Below are 24,604 nucleotides of genomic sequence, written 5' to 3'. Positions count from 1 at the left end.
GGAGGCCTTAGCAAAAACGGCGTCTGGAGCATTCTCGCACGCGCAGATCTCGCAAGCTCGCTCACCCCACGCCTCGCAAGTGTAGGAGACCCTCACAGGGGACGCCCGGCCACAGCATCAAGGAGTCCTGGCCGTGGCTATCTCCGCGTGACCTACCACACTCTCGTAATTGAGCTAATTCGAAACTCTCACCGCTTAAATATTAACGCCGGCGCCGCCTGTGCCAACCGTCCGGCCCTTTCGGAATTTGATCGACGACGAGCCTCGCGAGTATCAGAGGTTCTCGGTGTTTCCCTCCCTCCGCGCGAGCGAGAATATTTGTAGCCCAATCCCCTGTCCACAAACCGATAACATCTTCCACGAACCAGGTCCCTATACCCTTACCCAAATCTGATGCTCGCTGAGGAGCTAGCTGTGTAGCTCGCTCACCCCGCGCAATGAGATCGAGCATCAGCCGTGCTGGAATAATCGGAATACTCACCCCATTGCATTCAGGCCCTAGCAGCATCAGAAAGCTAGCCATAGTCTGTGCTGATAGATCTTGGAGCTGCTTCAGCTTAATAGGGTAGTGGGGGCGCTTAGCGGGGGAGAACATCCGTTTCGCTTGAATGAGCGAAGCACGGCGGGAAAATTGCGTTCCTGCATTACGGAGCTCTATGAGCAAACACACATCTGTTGAGAAAGTTTTACTGCCTACCCCTTTGCCCCCCTCCTCTTTTTTTCCAACGACGCGATAATCAACATCCAGTTCAAAGCTAAGTCGGTGTTGCGCATCAGCATCAGCAGCTAGATCTTCCAGCAACTCAGTGATGGAACAAAAGGCCGTTTTAAGCTCGCCCAATAGCACCATCACATGAGTTTCCTCACCGCTGTCGAGGTTTTTAAGAATCTGTTTGCCCGCGGTCTTAGCGGCATCCTCCAGAGTATCCTCGATCAATGTCTCAATACGCGCATCGGCAATCCAGGTTCGTGGCTTGCGCAGGCTACGCACGACGCCTGAATTCCTACTTCCTATCTGCAAAGCGCCTGCCTGGGAAAACATCGAGATATCTGGCTCGAGACGAACCATATCAATCGCAGCCCGCGATCGACGTCTCACCAATTCATTTGGATGGGTCAAAAAGGAAGAAACCTTACTCTCAAGATCATCGTCATACAGTTCCAAAACCGTGAACAGAACCGCCCGGTCATCCGCAGGGCTACCTAGGCCAAGAAGAGTTTCTGCTGTTGCCTCAAGAAGGTCCTCATCACCCTCTACCGCGGCCTTCAGTTCACGCCGCCAAGAAGCTCTAGACTCGGCCGAAAGATCAGAAAGTCTATAGTTGTTCGGTGACGACAAAACCCCAAACTCCTTGAGTAAGCGGGCAACCCTTTCTACGTCAGTCACAGGCACTAACTGACTGTCACTTTTCTGCGAAGTACTCCAAAGCAGCACTTGTAGCATTCCCCAGCAGCTATCCCCCGCCCATTGCTTGACGACCTCGGCTAATTCATCTCTATTCCGAACCGAATAGGGGGCGTCCATGACTACCGCCATCACACGCTGAGCCGCCGTTTTACCGTGTTGCAGGTCCACTAGCCGCGTCACGGACGTATTAAGTTCAACTAGGTTGTTTCTCATGAATTCAATCACGCGATCTAGCAGTTCTGTGTCCGCTTTCAGAAGCGGCCATGCAGTAACAAAGGGGGAAAATTCAGTACCATGTCCTTTAGCAAAGAGCCTCATCGCCTCTTGAGCAAAGACATCTCTCACGGAATCCCAGTTTTTGCTCCCCCAACGGTCCAAAAACTCGTAAAAACACCGTGCGCTATAGGGAGTTGCTTTCTTTACCAGCGCTAAAAAAGTCTCTGCGTCAAAAGAAACTCCTTGAGCCGACTTGATAGCGATCGTAGCCGCATCCCAATTCACATGTGATGAAGAATAATAATTATGCGGATCTTTTCTAAGGATCTCGTTGATTGCTTCATCAACAGAGTTATAGGCTGCTGGTATATTTTCTTCGTCCTGCCCCATCGTCAATTCATCCTTGTTAATATGTAGCTTGGACTTGTAAAACTATCTGAATAATCTTTGTTAGACAGACGGCATCATACCAATATTTAACCGTCTGTAGATGACATGGCGCATGGACCTACTAATTTACAATGGGATGGCGAAATGTCCGCGAGCCTCAAAGAGAACTCCAGTCAACCCGTTCGTGATGAGCAATAACAGAGACAAGAAAGCCGAACGCAAAAGGTCAGCTGGATCGAAGGGCCGGGAGATCAACGTTTCCAACCTCTTCTTCGTCAATTGCGGCCCTGCAGAGAGCTGCGAACTCAAAGCAAAACGAACCAGGCGATAATTTCGAAAGAAGGTGCATTGATAGACCAATGTCGATTGAAGCACCGTCGTCCCTATCGGAGGGACCAGGTCCATCACAGGCCGAAATGTTTGCTGCCCTAGCGTGTTTGAGTTTTTTGCAGCCACAAAAAAACCCATCAGATGATGGGCTTTTCTTTCAAGTGTCTCCGAGAGGAGGTTTTCACCCACGAACCTCAGAGCAAGCCACGCAAGGATATAACCTCGGGAGGTTCCAGTCAATTTTTGGCTGAATCAACCATTCACTCCTAGGCGCTTCCGACTGAGTCTTTTTGGCCGAAATAGTTTCTGTAAAGCAGTACTGGCCCTGGCTATCAAGAAGTATGAGCGCCTAGCAGTATGTCAGTCCAAGCCAACCCATCTTCTGGAGCGGGATGACGCGGTTCGTCGTTGGGGCGGACAGTTTCTCGGCGCATGCATTCCAGTGAAGCAAGTAGACGCTTGCAGGTATCGGCAATCTGCCCAGTACCTTTTGCCCGAGCGTAAAGTTCCATCCTCAGCTCGTTACTTGCTTTCGGCATGATTTCGTACTGCGTGTTGTTCATCGGCTCTTTGAGCGTGAATGCGTCTCCCAACATCCTGTACACCGGCATGTTCGAATTAACAGCCCTTCCAGCATCAAGCACCTCTAAGAGAAAGAGACGGCGAGTAGCCTCGCTTCCTTTGATGTGTGAGAGAACTGCGACGGCAAGTACATCAGCGAGCGGCGTCTTTGGCTTCCGGCATGCATCCAGCAAGGCCTCGATCTGTATAGCCCCCTCGCCCACCGTGGTCGCAATGCTTGCAGCAAGTTGTTCCAACGTCCAAGCACTTCTACACCATTCAAACAGTTTCCCATTGGCTACAAGGGCAAGAAATTCGGCAAGATGCCTGGGCGCCAGAGAGGAAATCAAAGCGCGTGCGAGCTCCTCGCTTTCATCAAGCTCACTGCCAAGCTCCAGTAGTACGGGCCAGGCAGACTCCGAGCACGTGGCACCTAAACGACGGATGATTTCAGCGGGGTGCGAGAATCGACGCCATAGCTGAAGATAGTGCACCACCGTTTTACTCAAAAGCGTTGGGGAGACTGCGATTAGCAGTAGCTCACTCAGGTCGGACATAACATAGCTCGATTGTTCGTCGAGCCACGTTGAATCGACTGCTTGCTCGTACATCGCCTCGAGCGGTTCCACAATTGCCGTATCGGAGATGTAAAAACCCTGGCGCACGAGGCCACGTAACGCTTCAACCGTACCGTGAATATCCATCAGAGCACTAGCCAAGGCGCAATGCATTGGCTCGATAACGCTAGAACTTGGAAATCTCGCCACGATTCCCGCGAGGTATCCTACGCGATACTGTGCCTCACGTACGTTCCACTTCTCGTCAGTGGATTTCTTCTCCTTGTAGCGCGTCACAAGCTCTCTCAGCTCCTGCCCAAGAATATTGGCGGCCTCATCCGTCCAGTATTGAAAAGTATCGTCAGGCTGCCGGTGCACTCTCCCAAGCTTCCTACGCCGCGCACCTTCCTTGATATCAGCACTAACACTGCTGAATGGCCGCTCCTTCTCGCGGGCCCAAGGTGAGCTGGCGATGCGAGCAAGCACGTCCGGAATGAATTCCATGGCACTAGAATGGGCCATTAGTTCCAGCAGGCTCGGCATCGCCTCAGGCCCCCACTTAACCATGGCCGCCAGCAGGTAGTTGCCAAACTGGGGGTTATGCGGTCGTGGTGATGAGGGCCTCTCCGACCACTGATCGATTCTCTTCCTGAAAGTACTCCAAGCATCTAGATGGCGGCGACAGGTCTCTAATAAAAGAGGCCCGAACTCCGCCGGTGCTACATGACTTGCGATGCAAGAGAGGTATATCCAAATCCTGTCCTGTGGAATCTCTGCTATCTCTTCCTTCTGACAAAACTGGGCTACCAGCTGTCGGACTTCATCAACTGTTGGCAGCCATCGATTGGCGGCACTAGAGCTGCCCTCGTCACGCCAAACTCTCCGCCACACCAGCTCAATCAATTGAGCAGCCTCATAGTAGGAGGATGTCTGTGCTCGCCTCATTACAACACTCAGCAGATCACATCCAGGTGCATGTGCAAGCAAGTTGGTCAGCGTCCTATTTTTTTCGCGGTCTAATTCAGTCACTGACCCACGATTAACTTCAGGGGAACGCAAAAAGTAGGCTACGCTGCGCTCGGTTTGAACACGGCCGGCAAGGGGGCCTAGGATCTCGCCGCTCAGACTATTGAAATCTTGCCCCTGGAGAACGAGCCATGCTTGCTCGAAGGTCCTAGTTTGTACCTCAGTTGAGGCACGGTGCAGAAATTCACCAACCCATTCAGGCACGACTCGCGCGTGCAGGGCGAGCTCCGAAGCAAGGTCCAATAAGCGTTCGGGTGCATTGGTCAGTGCAATCTCGACCAGGGGGTCATCGTCTCCGAGGTGTTTACTGCTACGCAAGTGCTCGAAGATCACATCCATCGCACCCGCCCCAACTACGCGAGGAAAGCCCTTCGCAAGCTTAAGCCATGTGCTCCCGGATATATCGTTTTCATAGATGCTATGTAGACGCTCTCGTACAGCGTCGCCAACGAACCCTTCCTCCAAAGCGTACTGGATGTAATTCAGAACGTTGTGTTCAGTTTGGACCTCAGCTGGAGCATCCAGCCAGGCTAAAAAGGGCACGTCCGAAGCGGGAAAATGCCAGAATAAAGCGCAAATCGCTGCTGCCCTCACAGCAGGTTCAGGCTCACTTCGAGCCAGCTTCACGAGATACTCGTAGTTGTCTGCACTATCAGCGATCTCATGTACAAACTCGACTCGGCGGTCTGATGTCCATGAGGCAACTCTAACCTCAGCCCCGGCTCCGAGCTGAACTAAGGATATACCGTGACCTTTCAATCGATACGTTTGCAAGCGGGTCTGTTGATCTTCACTTTCCAGGAGTGGCCACAAGCTCTCAGCGAAAGCCGGTAAACCAGACGCAATTTGATAGGCGATCCCAAGATCGCGAACTTCGCCCAAGGAGGATGAGGCTAGCTCATTGACACTAGCGACCACGTGGCGATGAAGCTCAGAGTCGTCTGCATAACCAAAACCACAGATTCCTATCAAATCGCAAGCCCGCCCCAGATCTATCGCTGAGCCAACCTTGACTATCCGAACTCGAGCGGCAGCCGAGCCCTCGTCACCTTTGAGCTTTTCCGCGATAAGTGCGAGCGCTTCGTCCCAGGCCGGTTGGTTGATCGCTGTGTACAGAATCTCGGCCGAGGCACCATCATCGCTGCATATCCGTAGCAGCCGCGTGGCTGCGAAATACTCCTGGAAGCGCTGGTGCGCGAAGCGAACCACGCCTTCGTCGAGGTGCAATAAATGATGAGTGACCAGCAGATCTAAGATCGAAGCCAGTTGTGGGGGAGCCCCTATTAGCCTGCGTTCGGCCAGTTGAGTGGCAGCGGAGTGAATAGCTTGAAGCGCGACGTTTCTGGAGCAATCGATAGTACGCCTCTGCGTAAGTCGGTAGGCAAGCTCTTCGAGATATTCGCGAGAATGGCCATTTACAGGAGCGTCAGACAGTAAAAGAGTGCGAAGGTCATCTTCCTCAAAGGCCTGGACGCTGGAACCGAGGAGGTCGAACACACTCAAATACGATGCAGCACCTTTCCCAGCTTGTGCAATAAAGCCTCGAAGTATGAGCGGGCTCCTCGTAACTTGGCGAAGGCGCGTGTTTTTGGCAAGTAGGTTGAGTAGTGGTTCCGATCCGGCATCACCAAGCTCAGCGCGGAGCACCGCCGTCTGGCCATCCCATGTAAGGCCTCGAACCTCCACTCGCCTCGTGTTTAATAACCTGGGCGCATCACTTGAACTCCGAGATACGACCACAATGACGAGTGATTCTGCAGCGGCTGACAACTGGTTAAGCTCCTCCAGACAGGCCAGCTTCAACGAGACGGGCACCTCGTTCCAGCCATTAAGCATGACGACCAGGCGATCAGCTTCGGCCAATCTGGTTAGCTCATCGATAGTTACACGATTTGCTATTGCTGAGGGGCGTTTGGAGAGGTATTCCAGAAGGCTCAAACCGGTTCGCCCCCAAAGTGCTGCGTCCACGAACAGCGGTATACGACCACCCGCTCCAAAACAAGACGAACAGAGCTCTAGCAAAAACGTAGTCTTGCCTATACCGCCCTCACCGAACAAAACTAGACTGAATCCCCTCTCGATGACTGTCACAAGCTCAGAGGTGCTAATTGACCGCGAACTCAAGTCGGATTCACCTTGTATCTCGTGAGCCTCTAGAATGAGCGGCGCAATGAATTGAGGCATCTTCCAACTGCGCTTGCCTGCCTCGAGCAATTTTGCTGCCATGGTTCGTACACGCTCTAAATCGGCGTGACTTGGAAATTGGCGTTCCTCAGGATGAAGCAGCGTTTGCAGCTGTGCAGATGACCGAAACGCAATAGCCGACTGCAATTCCTGCTGGCCCTTTTCTGTTGCTTGGAGTTGCCCCAATACATACGAAACGACTTGTGTCACCAAGTTGTCAGGTAGCGAATCTGTATTCCGAGCGAAAACCTCGTAATTTGCAGCGAGCTCTTTCTCTGCCCGTTCTGACGTTTCTGGATCACCACCTGCCCGGGCTATCAGCGCTTCGATAAATAGCTTGACGTTAGCTTCTTGCTGCAACCAGTTTCGGAAGGCGTAAGGCCGAATTCCTGAAAATGACTTGCCACTGGCTACAAGTTTTTTAAGTTCTTCCCCTGTGAGGTGATGAAGGCTGGTTTGGCTGGCTAAGTCTTCACCTTGCACGGCTCTCTCGCTTGCTTTATGTCGAGCGTACGCGTCACCCGAAACCGTCAGGATTTTTTTAAAGACCCACGCAACTGGAGTCTTGAGTGCCGTAAGCCAATCTAAAGGCATTCCTATTTCTCACTCATAGCCCGTACTTCGGACAGTATCGATTATGTGACACAGGCAGAATCTGAGCACGTTCCTCGCGATTTTCCTAGCACTGAGCCAGTTGAGCGTTCCGAAATATGGATTAAATGAACCAGCCGAAGCTGGCTCATTTATTTCGAAGATCACATAGGCTTTTATCTGTAATTCTGAAAAATCTACAGTGCAGCGTTGTCAAAAAAGATGCGCAACCTATTGATTTTATAGATGACTAATATTCAACTTTTTTAGAAGCCTTCATTCTCTGACCCTTGTACAACCCGCCCAATCCCGGCAGCATTCCCCCGTTACTTTCACGGACGAGCACTTTATGACCCTGCCCTTTTTCGCCCCCGTACTCCTCACCACCCAGCGCCTGGGCCTGCGCCCGCCCCATCAGGATGATTGGCGCGCGCTGTTTGCCATCTGGTCCGATCCCGAGGCCATGCGCTACTTTTCCTTTCCCACCATGACCCGCGCCGAGCAGGCCGTTGAACGCTTCGGCCAATTGATGGAAGCCTCGATTGCCGGTGAAGACCTGGTGTGTATGGTGGAGTTGCTGGCCACCGGCGAGGTGATCGGCAGTTGCGACCTGTTTAATGTGGATGAGCAATGTGGTCGTGCCGAAATCGGCTTTACCCTGAACCGCCAGCATTGGGGCAAGGGCTACATGAGCGAAGCCGCCTGCGCCGTGATCGACCACGGCTTCAACACCGTCGGGCTGCGCCGCCTTGAAGCCGATATCGACCCACGCAACCTGGGCTCCGCAAAATTGCTTGAGCGCCTGGGTTTTGTGCGCGAAGGCCTGTTGCGCGAGCGTTGGGTGGTGGGCGATGAGATCTCGGACAGCGCGCTGTATGGCCTGCTCAAGCGTGACCGCCCTGCCTGACCCACAACGGGCGTGCCTTCTTCATTCCCACGATCAAGGCCAACAGAATCAACCCAATGGCCTGCCACTGCGAAACCCCGGGGCGCTCCCCCAGAATCAGCATGGAGCTGACGATACCAAACACCGGGATCAGCAGTGACAGGGGCGCCACCCGGGAAACCGGGTACTCGCGCAACAACAGGTTCCAGCCCCAATAGCAGAAGTGCGTCGCGCCATACACCTGGAACGCCAGCGAGAACAACGCCACGCCGTTCAATTGCCCCGGCAACGCGATAAAGGCTTGCGGGCCGTCCAGCAGCCACGTCAACAGCACCAGCGGCAACGGTGCAAACAGGCTGGCCCAGACTACGAAGGCAAAGATCTCCTGCACCCCGGAGACCTTGATGATGATATTGCCGATGCTCCAGGCCAACGCGCTGAACAGCACCAGGGCAAACCCCAGCATCGTGGCCGTGCCCTGCACACTCAACAGCATGCCCACCAAGCCCATGGCCGCCAGCGCCACGCTGATCAATTGCGGCAGGGACAGGCTTTCACGAAACAGCAGCACGCCCCAGCCCAGGGTGAAAAATGCGCTGAACTGGATCAGTAGCGACGCGCTGCCGGGGGGCACGCCCATGGCGATTCCGAGGTTGATCAAGGCCCACATCGCCACGCCGAAGATCAAGCCGTAGGCCGCCAGCCACTTCACGGCAACCTGGGGGCGTTTCACCAGAAACACCCAGGGCAACGCGGCCAGGGTGAAACGCAGTGCCGTGAGCAACAGGGGGTTGATCTCGGCCAGGCCCAGCTTGGTGATGGGGAAGTTGAATCCCCACACGGCCGTCACCAGGACGGCCAATAACAGGTGTTTGTGTTTCATGGTGACGGGGTCCATTTGCTGGCTGGCACGACAAGAGGCCGTGCATCCGGCAGATTTTTCCGCAAACTGCGGTGGCCCGCCTGCGTTTGTGGGTCAACAAAGGCTAGAATCAGGCCATGCCCGATATTCATCCCTACGAAAACACCCCACGTGACGTGGTCGTGACCGCTATCGACTATGCCGACGGTGAACTGTTCCCCGATCACGCGCACCCGCGCGGCCAGTTTGCGTATGCCAGACGGGGTGTCATCACGGTCTACACCGCTACCGGCAACTGGGTGGTGCCGCCCCGCCGCGCGATCTGGGTGCCGCCGCATGTGTCCCACGCCATGCTGATGCGGGGGGCGGTGACGATGCTCAACACCTACATTCGCCCGCAGGCGGCGCGACGGCTGGAGTTGCCGCAAACGTGCCAGGTACTGGATGTGTCGCCGCTGCTTGGGCAGTTGCTGGAAAAGGCCGTGGAGGTGCCTGCGCGTTATGCGATGGGGGGTCGCGATAGTTATCTGATGGGCTTGCTGCTGCACGAGATCGCCCAGATGCCGCTGTTGCCGCTTTGTGCGCCGTTGCCTGCCGAACCGCGATTGGCGAAGGCTTGCGAAGAGTTCCTGGCGGGGCCTTCGTTGGAGGTCAGCATTGATGCCATGGCGTTCGGCGCGGGGATGAGTCGCCGGACGTTTACCCGGCAGTTTCGTCAGGCCACGGGTGTCAGTTACCTGCAGTGGCGCCAGCAAGCCTGCCTGCTGGCGGGGATTGTGCGGCTGGGCAATGGGGAACCGGTGACCAGGGTGGCGCTGGATTTGGGGTATAGCAGCCCGAGTGCGTTTGCTACGGTGTTCAAGCGAGTGTTGGGTGAGGTGCCGAGTCGGTATTTCACCAGGGAGTTGCGGGGGGGTGGGTCGGGGTACATATCCGTTGTTTAGGTAACGGCGGCTTATGGTTCCGCTCTTACAGCGGCTCACTTTTGAAGAGCGCAAAAGTAAGCAAAACGCTCTTGCCCCACCACTCGGCTCCTCGCCTAGGCTCGGAGTGCCCTCACTCCGGCTTTGGACCGTGGGCCGCCGTCATGGGCCATCCCTGGCCCAGGACGGCTAACCTGGCGTCCTGCCAGGTTACCCACGCTCCAAAGCCTGCGTTCGGCCAGCGTGGTTTAACGGGGCGCCTAAGATCAAGATCAAAAGCAGATCAAGAGCACAGCGGCCTACCGGCCGGCTTGAGTGTTGAAGAGCAAAATCAAAATCTAAAGCGGGCACGGTCAAAAATGTGGGAGCGGGCTTGCTCGCGAAGGTCGTTAACGATGACGCGGGCATTCTGGATGAACGCGGCGCTCTCAGGTTTTTCGCGAGCAAGCCCGCTCCCACAGAAAAAGCAGAGCTGTTTTCGCTCTGGCTTTTGATCTGGCTTTTAACACTCAAGCCGGCCGGGAGGCCGCTGTGCTTTTGCTTTTGATTTTGATCTGACTGCCCCAATAAGCCCGAGGCCGAACGCAGGTATTGCGGAGCGGGTAAACCGGCAGGACGCCGGTTTAGCCGCGCTGGGCCATGGATGGCCCATCGCGGCGGCCCGCGGAGCAATGCCGGAGTGAGGGAACGCCGAGCCACAGCGAGGCGCCGACAGGCGGGGCAGAGCGTTTTGGTTACTTTGCCGCTTTTTGTACGGACCGGACACATGGTTGACGGGTGTGCGGGGACATGGTGGACACTTTTCGGCGAGCTAACTTTGCCGGAAAACCATCATGCCCTGGAACACGAGAGATGCCATGAGCCTGAAAGAAGAGTTTGTCGCCTTGGCGCGGCAACCCGGCAGTAATAAACGAGAACTGTGTCGACGATTCGGTATCAGCCCCCAAACGGCGTACAAGTGGCTCGATCGCTACGAGACGCAAGGCCGGTCGGGGCTGCAAGAGAAGTCCCGCAAACCTGTCACCAGCCCCAAGCTGACCAACACCACTCTAGAGACGGCGGTCATAGCGCTCAGGCAAGAGCATCCAGCGTGGGGTGGGCGCACGATCAGCAGCATTTTGAAAAAACAAATCGCTCCCAGCACCGTTACTAATGTTCTGCACCGACACGGGCTAATTCAGCCTGCTCAGAAGGAACAAGCGGCAAAGTTGAGATTTGAACACGATGCGCCTAACGATCTTTGGCAGATGGACTTCAAAGGGCATTTCCCGACGCAACAAGGCCGATGCCATCCCCTGACCCTGCTGGACGACCACTCGCGATTCAACCTGGCGATTCAGGCCTGTGATAACGAGCGTGGGACCACGGTGAAAGAGAAAATGATCGAAGTGTTCCAGCGCTTCGGATTACCGGCTCGCATCAACGTCGATAACGGCCCGCCCTGGGGCTCGCCACGCAATCCTGGCGAAATCACAGAGCTGAGTATCTGGTTGATTCGCTTAGGAATTCGGATCAGCTTTAGCCGTCCTTACCACCCCCAAACCAATGGAAAGATTGAGCGTTTCCATCGGTCACTCAAGGCCGAAGTGCTTGATGGGCGTCAGTTTTCCACGATCAAGGAAGCTCAAACAGCGTTTGATCAATGGCGTGAGGTTTATAACTTGCAACGGCCTCATCAAGCGTTGGACTACAAGGTGCCGATGGACCGGTATCGAGCCAGCCCATGGGCTTATCCGCAGCAGTTATCGGAGTTTGAATACGGACCGGACGACGTATTGGCCAAGGCTTATCACAGCCGATTCCGCTTTCAGAAACGCTATTTCAGCATCGCTAAGGGTCTGGCTGGGCATCACCTCGCCATACGTCCTAATCCTGAAAGTGATGGGCTTTTTGATGTCTACTTTTGCCATCACTTCCTACGAACAATCGACGTGAGCAAGCCAGACTATGGTCCATAATGTGTCAACCATGTCCCCGCACATGTGTCCACCATGTGTCCGGTCCGTACACGCTTTTGCAAAGTGACTCGCTGTAAGAGCGAAACCATAAGCGGCCGTTACCTAAATAACGGATATGTACTCCCCGCCCCCCCCAAAAAAACCTCACACCAACCGCTTAATCTGCTTATGCCGCCAAACCAACCGGTAATACGCCGTCTGCAACCCCAGCATCGCCAGATACGTCACCGGAAACGCCATCCAAACCCCCTCCAACCCAAACCGCGCATTCAGCAGATAAGCCACCGGCAACTCCACCCCCAACACGCACACGATCGAAATCCCCACCGGCACCAGCACCACCCCGCTGGCCCGCATGATCCCGCCCACCACCGCCTGGAACCCAAACACCAAAATGCTCCAGAGCATGATATGCAACAGATGCTCAGCCTTGACCCGCGCATCCACGTCGGTAATGAACAACCCCAGCAACCAGTGCGACAACCCATACCCCAACACAATCAACCCACCCGTCAGGCACAGGTTGATCAAAATCCCCGTACGCAGGATCGGCCCAATCCGCTCCAATCGCCCCGCCCCGATCGCCTGCGCCCCAAGAATCGACGCCGTGATCGCAATCGACAACGCCGGAAACTGCACATAGTTGACGATCTGCGTCACCGCCCCATACGCCGCCGTCGCCTGGGAACCATGGCTGTTGACCAGCGCCAGAATCACCAATTCCGACAACGACAACACCACCATCTGCAACCCGGTCGGCAAGCCAATACGCAGCACCTTGCCCAAAATCACCCGGTCCAGCCGCAACGCCGCCATCAACTCGCGATCCGGCGCCATTACGTGGTTTTTATGCCGCAGCCGCAACACCAGAAACGTCATCGCCAGGGCATTACCCACCAGCCCCGCCACCACCGCGCTCTGAATGCCCATTGGCGGCAAACCCAGCCAGCCCTTGATCAGTGCCGGAGTCAGCACCAGGCCCACGGTGGTCGACACCACCAGCGCCAGCAACGGCGACACCGTGTCACTCACGCCCCGCAGCAGTTGGGTGAACAGGATGAACACCAGCAGCAGCGGCATGATCAGCATCATCATCTGCGCATAACCCACCGCGTCATCCAGCACATCCACCGGTGTGCCCAGCGCCTGCATCGCCGGGCGCGCAAACACGCTGCCCAGCACCGCCGCGATCACCCCGATCAGGGCGCCAAGGGTCAGGGTGGCGCCGGTGATCGACTTGACCATCGAGGTTTCCTGCGCCCCCCACGCCTGGCCGATCAACACCGAAGCGCCGGCCCCCAGGCCGATCACCAGGGCGATAAAGAAAAACACGATGGGGAACATCCCCGACACCGCCGCCAACGCCTGGGTACCGAGCATCTGGCCGACGTAGATACCGTTCAGCGTGCCGGAAAAGCTCTGGAGGAAATTGGACAGCACCATGGGTGCCAGAAAGATCAGATAGATCTGCCACAACGGTCGTTGCTGGGTGACTTCCATGGAGGTTCGGATCTCAATGCAATTAGGCAGGGAAAGCGTTGCGTGATAACCAGGCCAGGTACAACTTCACATCCACCGGCCAGTGCGCAATCTTGTTGGAAAAGTCAGCGCCGTCCTGGGCAAACAACGCCCGCGAGGCCTCTTCGAAACCCGGCAGGTCGCCGCCCAGGGCGCTCATGAAACGATAGCTGGATTCCTTGGCCTGGCGTTGCTCATCGTGCTCGGCATGGGCGTTGCGCGCTTCATCCACCAGCCGGCGCAAGGCCGCCGAGGCGCCGCCGCGTTGTTGCCCCAGCCATTCCCAATGCCGTGGCAGCAGGGTCACTTCACGGGCGACCACGCCCAGCTTCGGTCGGCCTACGGTAGGTGACACTGGCACTTCGGCCTCGGTCACCGTGGCTGCCGGTTGCTGGGGCGCATAACCCGCGGGCCAGGGGTAGTCGACTTGAACACCGCTGGCGTCATCGAACACCAGCAAGCTGCCGGTCGACAGGTCGAGACTTTTCAAGTTTTTGGCGACGTCGGCATAAGAGCCGGCGGCCACGCGTTGGTGGCCAAGGAAGGCGGTGCAGTGTGATGCGCTCATGACTTTTACCCGGAGTATATTGTTTTACCCGGATCATATTAGCCTGAATTTTATTTGTTGCAAGCCGCTCGTTGCGAAACCACCAAACGATTACTGATGGCGGTCGCACCCATGGCGCCCACGCCTGGATCACCCAACAGGCACTCGGCAATCGCCGGCTCAAGTTCCACCCGCAACCGGCGGCCCAAGGCGCGGGCACCAAACCGTACGTCATGGTCGCGGCACAACCACGCCCGTGCCGACTCATCCAGTACCAGCGACCGCTGCTGTACCGCAAGGCGTTGATTGAGTCTGCCGAGTTCCACCTCAAGCAGCGCTTCAAGCCATTGATGGTCGATGGGCTCGAACATCAGGATACGGTCGATGCGATTGAGAAATTCCGGCTCGAAATGGCTGTGCAAGGCGTCCTCCAACACCCCTGCTTCACCCCGCCCCAACCAGCGCAACGGAGCAAAACGCTGTCGATGGCGGCGCGCCTGTTGTGCGCCGATATTGCTGGTCATGAAAATCAGGCTGTTGCGAAAGTCCAGCGTACGAGCGCCACCCGCCAACGTCAGTTGGCCGTTTTCAAGGATGCCCAACAGGCTGCGCACCACTTCCTGGCTGGCCTTTTCCAGCTCGTCGAACAGCACGATGCCGGGGCGGCTGTAGCTGCCCTGGATCAGCTCACTGTTAAACAGGCTGATGCCCTCCTTGCTGCCGACATAGCCTGGTGGTGCTCCGGTCAGGGCGGCAGCGTAATGCTCCTGGGCCAGGGTGTGCATGTCGATACGGCAGAACCCGTCGGCGCGGCCGTGCAAGGCCAGGGCCAGCAGACGGACGATTTCCGTCTTGCCGACCCCGGTCGGCCCCATGAACAGGTTGACGCTCAACGGCCGCTCACGCTCGCCGATATCGGCCTTGACCACCTTGAGCAGCCCTTCCACCTGGGCCAGGGCTGCGTCCTGGCCGACGATACGGCTGCGCAGCAAAGCCATGACCTGAGCCGGCTCAAAGGTAAACCGCATGGCTTAACCCGCCGTTTTTTCTTTCCCGCCATGGGGCAACTGCCCCACCGGGCATTCGGCGACACCCACGGTGCTGCGGGTAAATGCCTCGACATTTTCCCGGGCCTTTTGCGCGTCCAGCACCCAGGTGCGATAGAACTCGAACGGACAATCCGCCACGCCCTTGTCCCCGTCGCCCGAAGCATGCATGCCGGTGTAGCCACGGTGCAGCAGCTTGAACAGATGGTTCTGCGACTGATCATTGGCCCGCGCATCACGGATCTGCGACACCGACAACTGGGCATACTGAATGCCCATTTCCTCTTCGCCGCACTCCCCCAGGGTACGGCCATCAAAACCGATGATCGCCGAGTGCCCGAAGTACGAATACACCCCGTCGAACCCCGCCGCATTCGCCACCGCCACGTAGCAGTTATTGGCCCAGGCCATGCTCTTGGACATCTGCACCTGCTGCTCCTTGGCCGGGTACATATAGCCCTGGCAACGCACGATCAGCTCGGCGCCTTTCATTGCACAGTCGCGCCAGATTTCCGGATAGTTGCCGTCGTCGCAGATGATCAGGCTGACCTTCATGCCCTTGGGTCCGTCGCACACGTAGGTGCGGTCGCCCGGGTACCAGCCCTCGATCGGGCACCACGGAATGCACTTGCGATAACGCTGGACGATCTCCCCCAGGTTATTGATCAGCACCAGCGTGTTGTACGGCGCCTTGTGGGGATGTTCTTCATGGCGCTCACCGGTCAGGGAAAACACGCCCCAGGTATTGGCCTGGCGACAGGCCGCCGAGAAAATCGCCGTCTCCTCGCCGGGAATGCTCGCGGCAGTGGCCATCATTTCGTCGTGGTCGTACATGATGCCCATGGTGCTGTACTCGGGGAACACCACCAGGTCCATGCCGGGCAAACCCTGCTTCATGCCGATGATGATTTCGGCAATCTTCTTCGCGTTATCGATGACCTCGGCCTTGCTGTGCAGGCGCGGCATCTTGTAGTTCACGACAGCAACGCCGACCGTGTCCGGGCTGCTGGATATATCGCCATGGCGCATTGCAAATCTCCTCGGTCAGTGACTGATCATCCAGGGCCGTGGCCCGGTCTTGGTCTTGAGCCCCAGCGGGTTGGCCTTGCTTGGCACCACCGGTTTACTGCTGCCACAGCAACTGCAGCCCGCCGGGTGCTTGCGCGCCTCCTGATACTCACCGACGGTTTGCGGCGCATGGGCACTGCGCTCGTTGCCGGCAATCGCCTTGCGCTGGCTGGCCGACAGCGTGGTCAGCGCCGGTGCCGACAGCAGCAACTGCCCGCCCGGGCCGTCGCAATACGGGCACTGGCTGGGTTCGTGACGCTGGGCCATGGGCCGCAGCATCGTGAAGGTGCCGCAGGACTCACAGGCATATTCATAAGTCGGCATGGCTAGAGATCCGGTGCGATGGGCAGGTCGATGCTGCCGTCGAGGAATCGGGTCGGGCCGTTGGCGTTGGGGTTGATGTCGAACTCGAAGATTTCAGTCGGCAGCCACAACGTCGCGCAGGCGTTGGGGATGTCCACCACGCCGCTGATATGCCCCTGCACCGGCGCCGAGCCGAGCAACGCATACCCCTGGGCCGGCGAGTAGCCAAACTTGGTCAGGTAGTTGATCGCATTCAGACAGGCCTGGCGGTAGGCGACATTGACGTCCAGGTAGTGCTGCTGCCCCTGTTCGTCGACGGAGATACCTTCAAAGATCAGGTAGTTCTTGTAGTTCGGGGTGATCGGGCTTGGCTTGAACACCGGGTTCTTGATCCCGTATTTGGCCATGCCACCCTTGATCAGCTCGACCTTCATGTGCACCCAGCCGGCCATTTCGATGGCGCCGCAGAAGGTGATTTCGCCGTCGCCCTGGCTGAAGTGCAAGTCACCCACCGACAGGCCGGCGCCGTTGACGTAGACCGGGAAATAGATCTTCGAGCCGCGGGACAGATCCTTGATATCGCAGTTGCCGCCATGCTCACGGGGCGGCACGGTGCGGGCGCCGGTAGCAGCGGCGTCGTCTCGGGCCGAGCCCTTGAGTTTGCCCATATGCGCGGTGGCGGCCAGCGGGGCGTTGGCCAGGGGTGGGACGCGGGTTGGGTTGGTGTCGATCAGTTCCTGTTCGCGGCGGTTCCAGTCGGCGAGCATCACCGGGTCGGGCAGGCAGCCGATCAGGCCGGGGTGGATCAGGCCCGCAAAATTGACGCCCGGGATGTGTCGGGAGCTGGTGAACATGCCCTTGAAGTCCCAGATGGCTTTTTGCGCGCTGGGGAAGTGATCGGTGAGGAAGCCGCCGCCGTTCTGGCGGGAGAAGAAGCCGTTGAAACCCCACTGGGAGTCGGCTTTGGCGCCGATGTCGAGCAGGTCGACCACCAGCAGATCACCGGGTTCGGCGCCGTGTACGCCCACTGGGCCGGAAAGGTAATGCACGGTGGAGAGGTCGACGTCGCGCACGTCACTGGCGTCGTCGTTGTTCTTGATGGCGCCGGCGGTCCAGTCGTAGGTTTCGAGGATGAAATCCTCGCCGGGTTTGACCCAGCAGGCCATCGGGATGTCCGGGTGCCAACGGTTGTGGATTTGCTCGTTTTCGGTGACGGGTTGGTTGAGGTCGACTTTGATCAGGGTGTCGGTCATCGAGGTGCTCCCGGAGGTGGCTTGGCTGTGGGAGCAGTCTCGCGGGGATGGGGTTGGGCGGGGAATACGTTGGATGACGTATGTGGCTTTGGGGTTGGGGTTGGGGTTGGGGTTGGGGGCATATCCGTTATTTAGGTAACGGCCACTTATGGTTCCGCTCTTACAGCGGCTCACTTTTGAAGAGCGCAAAAGTAAGCAAAACGCTCTTGCCCCACCACTCGGCTCCTCGCCTAGGCTCGGAGTGCCCTCACTCCGGCTTTGGACCGTGGGCCGCCGTCATGGGCCATCCTTGGCCCAGGACGGCTAACCTGGCGTCCTGCCAGGTTACCCACGCTCCAAAGCCTGCGTTCGGCCAGCGTGGTTTAACGGGGCGCCTAAGATCAAGATCAAAATCAAAAGCAGATCAAAAGCACAGCGGCCTACCGGCCGGCTTGAGTGTTGAAAAGCAAAATCAAAATCTAAAGCGAGCACGGTCCAAATGTGGGAGCGGGCTTGCTCGCGAAGGTCGTTAACGATGACGCGGGCATTCTGAATGAACGCGGCGCTCTCAGGTTTTTCGCGAGCAAGCCCGCTCCCACAGAAAAGCAGATCTGTTTTCGCTCTGGCTTTTGATCTGGCTTTTAACACTCAAGCCGGCCGGTAGGCCGCTGTGCTCTTGCTTTTGATTTTGATCTGCGGGCCCCGTCAACCACGATGGCCGCAAGTAGGCACGGTGGAGCGGGTAAATCGGCAGGGAAGCCGATTTAGCCGCGCCGGGCCATGGATGGCCCGTCGCGGCGGCCCGCGGAATCGGGCCGGAGTGCGGGCATGCCGAGCCTAGGCGAGGCACCGAGTGGTGGGGCAAAGACCTTTTGGTTACTTTTGGGGCGTTTGCCAAAAGTGACCCGCTGTAAGAGCGGAACCATAAGCCGCCGTTACCGAAGCAACGGATATGTACACCGTCACTCCGGTAAAGGAATCACCCTCAACGGCCGCACCGACTTATAAGAAAAACTCGAATAAATCTCCTTAACACACGGCAACCCCTGCAACACCTCCCGCGCAAACTCCCCAAACGACTCCAGATCCTTCGCCACCACTTCCAACAAAAAATCATACCGCCCCGAAACGTTATGACACGCCACAATCTCGGGAATCTCCAGCAACCTTTGCTCAAACGCCCGAGCCACCTCGCGCGAGTGCGTGTCCATCATGATGCTGACAAACGCCGTCACCCCATACCCCAGCGCCTTGGGCGACAGGATCGCCTGATACCCCCCAATCACCCCGCTGTCCTCGAGGTTCTTCACCCGCCGCCAACACGGCGAAGTGGTCAGCGACACCCGGTCCGCCAACTCCGCCACCGTCAACCGCGCATTGCCCTGCAAGGCGTTTAAAAGCGCCTTGTCAGTCCGATCCAGATGAATAGGCATATCTTGCCTCAAAACGTCATTTTTATTGTTTTTCATCCCAATCTACCGGGTTTTCCCAGCAAACTATGGAACATTCGGCCGCAGTTATAAGCATAGCATTGTAGGAAATAAGGAGCGTCCGACCATGAAAAATAAACACAATACGTTCGGCTTTTCCACCCGTGCCATCCACCACGGCTATGACCCTCAAGACCACCACGGCGCCCTCGTGCCGCCCATCTATCTATCGGCCACCTTCGCCTTCCCCACCGCCGAATACGGCGCCGCCTGCTTTGCCGGCGAAGAGAGCGGGCACTTCTACACCCGCATCTCCAACCCCACCCTGGCCCTGCTGGAAGCGCGCATGGCCACCCTGGAAAACGGCGAAGCCGCGGTAGCCTTCAGCTCCGGCATGGGCGCGATTGCCGCGACGTTCTGGACCCTGTTGCGCCCCGGTGACGAAATCATCGTCAGCCAGACCCTCTACGGCTGCACCTTCGCCCTGCTGCATCACGGCATCGGCGAATTCGGCATCAAGGTGCGCCACGTCGACCTCACCGACCTGGCCGCCCTGCGCGAGGCCATCAACCCGGCCACGCGCATGATCTATTTCGAGACCCCGGCCAACCCCAACCTGCAACTGGTGGACATCGCCGCCGTGGCCGAAATCGCCCACCAACAACCCGGCATCACCGTGGTGGTGGACAACACCTACTGCACACCCTACCTGCAACGCCCGCTGGAAATGGGTGCCGACGTGGTGGTGCACTCGGCGACGAAATACCTCAGCGGCCACGGCGATATCACCGCCGGCATCGCCGTCAGCAGCCAGGCCCTGGCCCAGCGTATTCGCCTGCAAGGGCTCAAGGACCTGACCGGCGCGGTGATGTCGCCCCAGGACGCTGCCCTGCTGATGCGCGGCCTCAAGACCCTGGCCCTGCGCATGGACCGCCATTGCAGCAACGCCCTGACTATCGCCGAAGCCTTGCAGGCCCATCCCCTGGTGGAATGGGTGACCTACCCCGGCTTGCGCTCCTTCCCCCAATTCGAATTGGCCGCCCGGCAGATGAAACAATCCGGCGGCATGATCGCGTTTGAACTCAAGGGCGGCATCGAGATGGGCCGGCGTTTCATGAATGCCCTCAAACTGTTCACCCGGGCGGTGAGCCTGGGGGACGCCGAGTCACTGGCCCAGCACCCGGCCAGCATGACCCACTCCACCTACACCCCCGAACAACGCGCCCACCACGGGATTTCCGAGGGGCTGGTGCGGCTCTCGGCGGGCCTTGAGGATGTCGCCGATCTGTTGGCGGACGTTGAGCAGGCACTGCACGCCTGTGCCCCGAAACCGAAATCCAGGGTTGTGCAGCAAAACGTTCATCACGCTTGAGGTAAATTCACAACCAGGCGCGACGTTTACCAATAGCCCGGCCTGAAAAGGTCGGGCTTTTCCCGTTGCGCCCTGCACCGCAAAAAATTTGATCCATTCATTGGCCCGTTTGCGAAAGCCTGTACTAGCATACGAGGCGGCAGTCATGGAGATCACTGCCCTGTACGCCGCCCTCATTGAAACTCATGGATGAAATGATGAACTCACACCTGTTCCCCCACATTGGCAAAGTCATCGCCAGCACCGGCAGCCGACATTTCCCGCGCATGCTGCATGACCTGATCCTCACCCAACTGGCGGTCGATGCCACGCACATCACCCAAATGCCTGTGAGTTCACCGCGCAAGGGCGGCAGTTCGCGAATGACGGGGATCAGCCCGGTGTACACCGACCCGCTGCCAGGGCAGGAAGAGGCCCAGGCCGCCGCCCAACTGCACCTGACCCGGCGCAAGGATGACGTCAGCTACGTGCTGTCGGTGTATCGCTCGAACCCCTCCGAAAGCTTTTCCCAGCAGGAACGGATCATCCTGCAGGACTTCTCCTCCTTGCTGCTGCCGATGGTTGAAAAGCACATCAGCGCCCTGCAACCCAGCAGCCCGGACAGTGAGGCGCCGCAGCAACCAGGCATCGACACCTTGCGCCGGCGCTTCGAAGAACGCCTCGCGCAATCGGGGCTGGCCCTGTCCAGCCGTGAGCTGGAGGTGTGCGTGGGGTTGCTGGCCGGGCGCACCGCGCCGGAACTGGCGGAGCAGTTGGCGTTGAAGGTCAACACCATCGAGAGCTACCTCAAGCGGGCGGCGATCAAGATGGGCATCAGTGGCCGGCATTCGTTGATGCGGTGGATGTACGCCACAGAAGAAAACGCAACGCTCTAGAACACCGCAGGACAAATGTGGGAGCGGGCTTGCTCGCTCCCACATATTGATCTCTACCCGGCTTAATCCCGGGCCAGGGCTTCAATCGGATCCAGCCGCGCCGCATTCCTCGCCGGCACAAACCCGAACACAATCCCGATCAGCGTCGAACACGCAAACGCCGTCACCACCGACCCCAGGGAAAACACCATTTCCCACTCTTTCACAAACAACGAAAACAGATAGCCAATGGCGAATGACAGCGAGATGCCGATCATCCCGCCAATCAGGCAGACCATCACCGCTTCCACCAGGAACTGCTGGCGAATATCCGATTGCCGCGCGCCCACCGCCATGCGAATCCCGATCTCGCGGGTGCGCTCGGTTACCGACACCAGCATGATATTCATCACACCGATGCCCCCCACCAGCAACGAAATCACCGCGATCAACGACAGCAGCAACGCCAGGGAGCGGCTGGTTTTCTGCACCGTCTGCATGATGCTGTCGAGGTTGTTGGTAAAGAAATCCTTGGTGCCGTGGCGCTGCAACATCAGCTTGGTGACGTTCTCTTCCACCACCTTGCTCGGCTGACCGTCCTTGATCCGCACAGTGATGTTGTCCAGATGGCGCTGGCCCAACAACCGCCCCGCCGCCGTCTCATACGGCACCCACACGTTCAGCGCCTTGCTGGCGGCAAACATGTTTTTGTTGTCCGCCGTCACCCCGATCACCGTGCAGGGCAGGTTGCCCACCAGGATCACCTGGCCCAACGGATCCACCCCAGGCCCGAATAACCGATGGCGCGTGTTGTGGTCGATCACCACCACCTGGGCCTGGCGCCGGGCGTCGCTTTCGCTGAAGGTAATCCCGGCTTCGAGCTTCAGGCCCTTGACCTGGAAGTAACGGTCGCTGACGCCATTGACCTGGGCATCCAGGTCGATGTTGCGGTAGCGCAACAACAGGTTGCGCCCCACCACCGGCGTGGCGCTGTCGACGTAATACAACTGGTTCAGCGCCTCCACATCCGACGGCAACAATGTCTCGATGGCCGAAGCGCGGCTGTCACCGAAACTCTTGCCGGGGAAAATATCGATGGTGTTGCTGCCAATGGCCTGGATGTCCTTGAGCACATAGCGCTTGGCACCTTCGCCGATGGCCGAGATCGACACCACCGAGGTGATGCCGATGACGATGCCGAGCATGGTCAGCAAGGTGCGCATGCGATGGGAAATCAGCGCCACCCAGGCCATGTTGAAAGCCTCCTTGAACAGCCCGAGGCTGGCCACCAACTTGCGTGCACCGCTGCGCTTGGGCTCGATGGGCGCTTCGGTGGGCAAGTCGAGGCCGACGCTCTCATTGGCGCGGTCACTGACGATCTCGCCATCGCGCACCTCAATGATTCGCTGGGCATTGGCCGCGACTTTCGGGTCGTGGGTGACGATGATCACCGTGTGCCCGGCGGCGTGCAGCTCGGCCAGGATGCGCATCACTTCCTTGCCGCTATGGGTGTCGAGGGCGCCGGTGGGTTCGTCGGCGAGGATCACTTCGCCGCCGTTCATCAAGGCCCGGGCGATACTCACCCGCTGTTGCTGGCCACCGGAAAGCTGGCTCGGGCGATGGGTCAAGTGCCCCGACAAACCCAGTCGCGCCAGCAACTCCCCGGCCCGACTATGCCTGGCGGTTTCCGGCGTACCAGCATAAATCGCCGGCATTTCCACGTTATGCAACGCGCTCAGATGCGCAAGCAGGTGGTAACGCTGAAAGATAAAACCGAAGTAGTCGCGGCGCAGCTCGGCCAGTTGCTCATCCCCCAGGGTGCGGGTTTCGATGCCATTGATCTTGTAGCTGCCGGCGGTGGCGTAGTCGAGGCCGCCGAGGATGTTCATCAGGGTCGATTTACCCGAACCCGAGGCGCCGGTGATCGCGACCATTTCTCCGGCATGAATGGTCAGGTCGATGCCCTTGAGGGCAATGAACTCGCGGTCACCGGCCATGAAACTGCGGACGATGCCTTTAAGTTCCAACAGTGGCTGAGTCATCAATCAGCCCCCCGCCACGGCGGGCGATGGATCACCGATCACCACCTTGTCGCCTTCGGCCAGGCCATCAAGGATCTGCACCTTGACGTTATTGTTGATGCCGGTCTTCACCTGTCGCGTGTTGGCCTTGCCCTTGGCGTCCAGCACCCGCACCGGGAAGCTGCCGTCGGCATTGCGCGGGCCGAGTGCGGCCACCGGCACAGTCAGTGCGGCCTTGGCGGTGTCGAGCACGATCCGCACCTGGGCGGTCATGGCGATGCGCAGGCGGTGGTCGGGGTTGGGTACGTCGAACAGCGCGTTATAGAACACCGCGGTGTTTTGTTTGGGGGTGCCGGCGGTCTGGGTTTCGAGGAAGTTTTGCGGGGCGGGTTCAGTGCCGCGCAGTTTGGCGTAGTAGCGTTTGTCGGCCTCGCCGAGGATGGTGAAATACACCTGTTGGCCGGGGCTGATGTGGATCACGTCGGCCTCGGAGACCTGGGCCTTGACGGTCATGGTGTCGAGGTCGGCGAGCTTGAGCAGGACCGGCGCCAGTTGGCTGGCGATCACGGTCTGGCCTTCCTGGGTGACGATGCCCACCACGTCGCCGTCGATTGGCGCGACGATGCGAGTGTAGGCCAGGTTGATCTTGGCGGTGTCGATCTGGATATGGGCGCTTTTGATCTGAGCGTCGAGGGACATCAGGTTGGCGCGCTGTACCTCGTAGTTGGATTCGGCGGTTTCGAAGTCCTGGCGGGACACGGATTCGTCCTCTTGCAGGCCCTGGTAGCGCTCGTAGACGGATTTGGTTTCCTTGAGTTGCGCCGCGGTGGCGCGGCGTTGGGCCTGAAGGTTTTCTTCGTCGACCTGGGCTTTGCGCAGGGTGTTTTGCAGGATCAACGGGTCGATTTCGGCGAGCCATTGGCCCTTCTTGACCTTGTCGCCGACCTTAACCTTCAAGGATTTTAGCTGGCCGGAGACCTGGGCACCGACGTCGACCTGCTTGACGCCTTCGAGCAAACCGGTGGCAAGGACGGCGTTTTCGATGTCACTGCGCTCGGCGGTGGCGGTCAGGTATTGCGGCGCGTCTGCCGGGGCCTGCACGGTGTAGATAATCAGGCCCGCTGCGACAGTCAACACCAGGGCCAATCCTGCTTTTCGATACTTTGACTTTTCCATAAATGACCATAAGAGGTATTGAAATGGGTCCGGCTTTTGGCTCGGAGTGCATATCCGTTTTTTGGGTAACGGCTGATATGGGTTCCGCTCTTACAGCGGCCAGCGTGGTTTAACGGGGCGCCTAAGAGCGAAAGCTGAAGCGGGC

General features: G+C 58.1%; 17 protein-coding genes. 5 read left to right on the top strand and 12 right to left on the bottom strand.

All coding sequences use genetic code 11. The features are described 5' to 3' along the window. Positions 1–202: 202 nt before the first annotated feature. Together ACUN0G_RS24570 and ACUN0G_RS24565 are read right to left on the bottom strand one after the other, a co-directional pair. Positions 203–2,014: a hypothetical protein gene (locus ACUN0G_RS24570; RefSeq protein ID WP_445574515.1), complete on the bottom strand. Its 1,812-nt coding sequence runs from the start codon at positions 2,012–2,014 to the stop codon at positions 203–205. A 662-nt stretch (positions 2,015–2,676) separates the two neighbouring features. Continuing rightward, positions 2,677–7,155: an NACHT domain-containing protein gene (locus ACUN0G_RS24565; protein WP_445574514.1), complete on the bottom strand. Its 4,479-nt coding sequence runs from the start codon at positions 7,153–7,155 to the stop codon at positions 2,677–2,679. A 457-nt stretch (positions 7,156–7,612) separates the two neighbouring features. On the opposite strand from ACUN0G_RS24565, the gene ACUN0G_RS24560 reads away from it, so the two are divergent. Beyond that, a complete protein-coding gene (locus ACUN0G_RS24560) occupies positions 7,613–8,170 on the top strand; it encodes a GNAT family N-acetyltransferase (protein WP_421523163.1) in 558 nt (185 codons plus the stop codon). Here the strand turns inward: ACUN0G_RS24560 and ACUN0G_RS24555 are convergent. Continuing rightward, the gene (locus tag ACUN0G_RS24555; protein WP_445574513.1) at positions 8,148–9,032 is read right to left on the bottom strand and encodes an EamA family transporter; all 885 of its coding nucleotides are present in this window, start codon (positions 9,030–9,032) and stop codon (positions 8,148–8,150) included. The genes ACUN0G_RS24560 and ACUN0G_RS24555 overlap by 23 nt on opposite strands. 116 nt (positions 9,033–9,148) lie before the next feature. Here ACUN0G_RS24555 and ACUN0G_RS24550 point away from each other — a divergent pair, with 116 nt between their 5' ends. Then, positions 9,149–9,955, top strand: a complete 807-nt coding sequence (locus ACUN0G_RS24550; RefSeq protein ID WP_445574512.1) for an AraC family transcriptional regulator — start codon at positions 9,149–9,151, stop codon at positions 9,953–9,955. A gap of 812 nt (positions 9,956–10,767) precedes the next feature. Next, entirely contained in the window at positions 10,768–11,892 is a 1,125-nt protein-coding gene (locus ACUN0G_RS24545; RefSeq protein ID WP_445573294.1) for an IS481 family transposase, read from the top strand. A 144-nt stretch (positions 11,893–12,036) separates the two neighbouring features. On the opposite strand, the gene ACUN0G_RS24540 is transcribed toward ACUN0G_RS24545, so the two are convergent. The 7 genes from ACUN0G_RS24540 to ACUN0G_RS24510 form a co-directional block, all read right to left on the bottom strand. Beyond that, positions 12,037–13,392 carry an MATE family efflux transporter gene (locus tag ACUN0G_RS24540; protein WP_421526243.1) on the bottom strand — a complete coding sequence of 452 codons (1,356 nt, stop codon included), beginning with the start codon at positions 13,390–13,392 and terminating at the stop codon, positions 12,037–12,039. A 22-nt stretch (positions 13,393–13,414) separates the two neighbouring features. Continuing rightward, entirely contained in the window at positions 13,415–13,978 is a 564-nt protein-coding gene (locus ACUN0G_RS24535; protein WP_445574511.1) for a DUF2239 family protein, read from the bottom strand. A gap of 50 nt (positions 13,979–14,028) precedes the next feature. Beyond that, positions 14,029–14,985, bottom strand: a complete 957-nt coding sequence (locus ACUN0G_RS24530; protein ID WP_445574510.1) for an AAA family ATPase — start codon at positions 14,983–14,985, stop codon at positions 14,029–14,031. 3 nt (positions 14,986–14,988) lie between these two features. Next, on the bottom strand, positions 14,989–16,032 hold the full coding sequence (locus tag ACUN0G_RS24525; protein ID WP_445574509.1) for an aliphatic amidase: 1,044 nt from the start codon (positions 16,030–16,032) through the stop codon (positions 14,989–14,991). A gap of 15 nt (positions 16,033–16,047) precedes the next feature. After that, positions 16,048–16,395 (bottom strand): FmdB family zinc ribbon protein, encoded by a 348-nt coding sequence (locus tag ACUN0G_RS24520; RefSeq protein WP_445574508.1) that lies wholly within the window; start codon positions 16,393–16,395, stop codon positions 16,048–16,050. Between the two features lie 2 nt (positions 16,396–16,397). Beyond that, on the bottom strand, positions 16,398–17,627 hold the full coding sequence (fmdA, locus tag ACUN0G_RS24515; RefSeq protein ID WP_445574507.1) for a formamidase: 1,230 nt from the start codon (positions 17,625–17,627) through the stop codon (positions 16,398–16,400). Between the two features lie 941 nt (positions 17,628–18,568). After that, positions 18,569–19,039, bottom strand: a complete 471-nt coding sequence (locus ACUN0G_RS24510) for an Lrp/AsnC family transcriptional regulator (protein ID WP_445575590.1) — start codon at positions 19,037–19,039, stop codon at positions 18,569–18,571. A 124-nt stretch (positions 19,040–19,163) separates the two neighbouring features. On the opposite strand from ACUN0G_RS24510, the gene ACUN0G_RS24505 reads away from it, so the two are divergent. Together ACUN0G_RS24505 and ACUN0G_RS24500 are read left to right on the top strand one after the other, a co-directional pair. After that, positions 19,164–20,408, top strand: coding sequence for a methionine gamma-lyase (locus tag ACUN0G_RS24505; protein ID WP_445574506.1), 1,245 nt, complete (start codon positions 19,164–19,166; stop codon positions 20,406–20,408). A 185-nt stretch (positions 20,409–20,593) separates the two neighbouring features. Next, complete coding sequence (locus ACUN0G_RS24500) at positions 20,594–21,283, top strand: helix-turn-helix transcriptional regulator (RefSeq protein WP_258346776.1); 690 nt, start codon at positions 20,594–20,596, stop codon at positions 21,281–21,283. Between the two features lie 62 nt (positions 21,284–21,345). Here the strand turns inward: ACUN0G_RS24500 and ACUN0G_RS24495 are convergent, their stop codons facing one another. Beyond that, on the bottom strand, positions 21,346–23,304 hold the full coding sequence (locus ACUN0G_RS24495) for a MacB family efflux pump subunit (RefSeq protein ID WP_421525835.1): 1,959 nt from the start codon (positions 23,302–23,304) through the stop codon (positions 21,346–21,348). 3 nt (positions 23,305–23,307) lie between these two features. Next, complete coding sequence (gene macA / locus ACUN0G_RS24490; RefSeq protein WP_258346778.1) at positions 23,308–24,459, bottom strand: macrolide transporter subunit MacA; 1,152 nt, start codon at positions 24,457–24,459, stop codon at positions 23,308–23,310. Positions 24,460–24,604: the final 145 nt, after the last annotated feature.

Source organism: Pseudomonas sp. 32A (assembly GCF_052682255.1).
The sequence above is the reverse complement of the archived record's forward strand: the minus strand, read 5'-3'. Positions and strand labels throughout refer to the sequence as shown.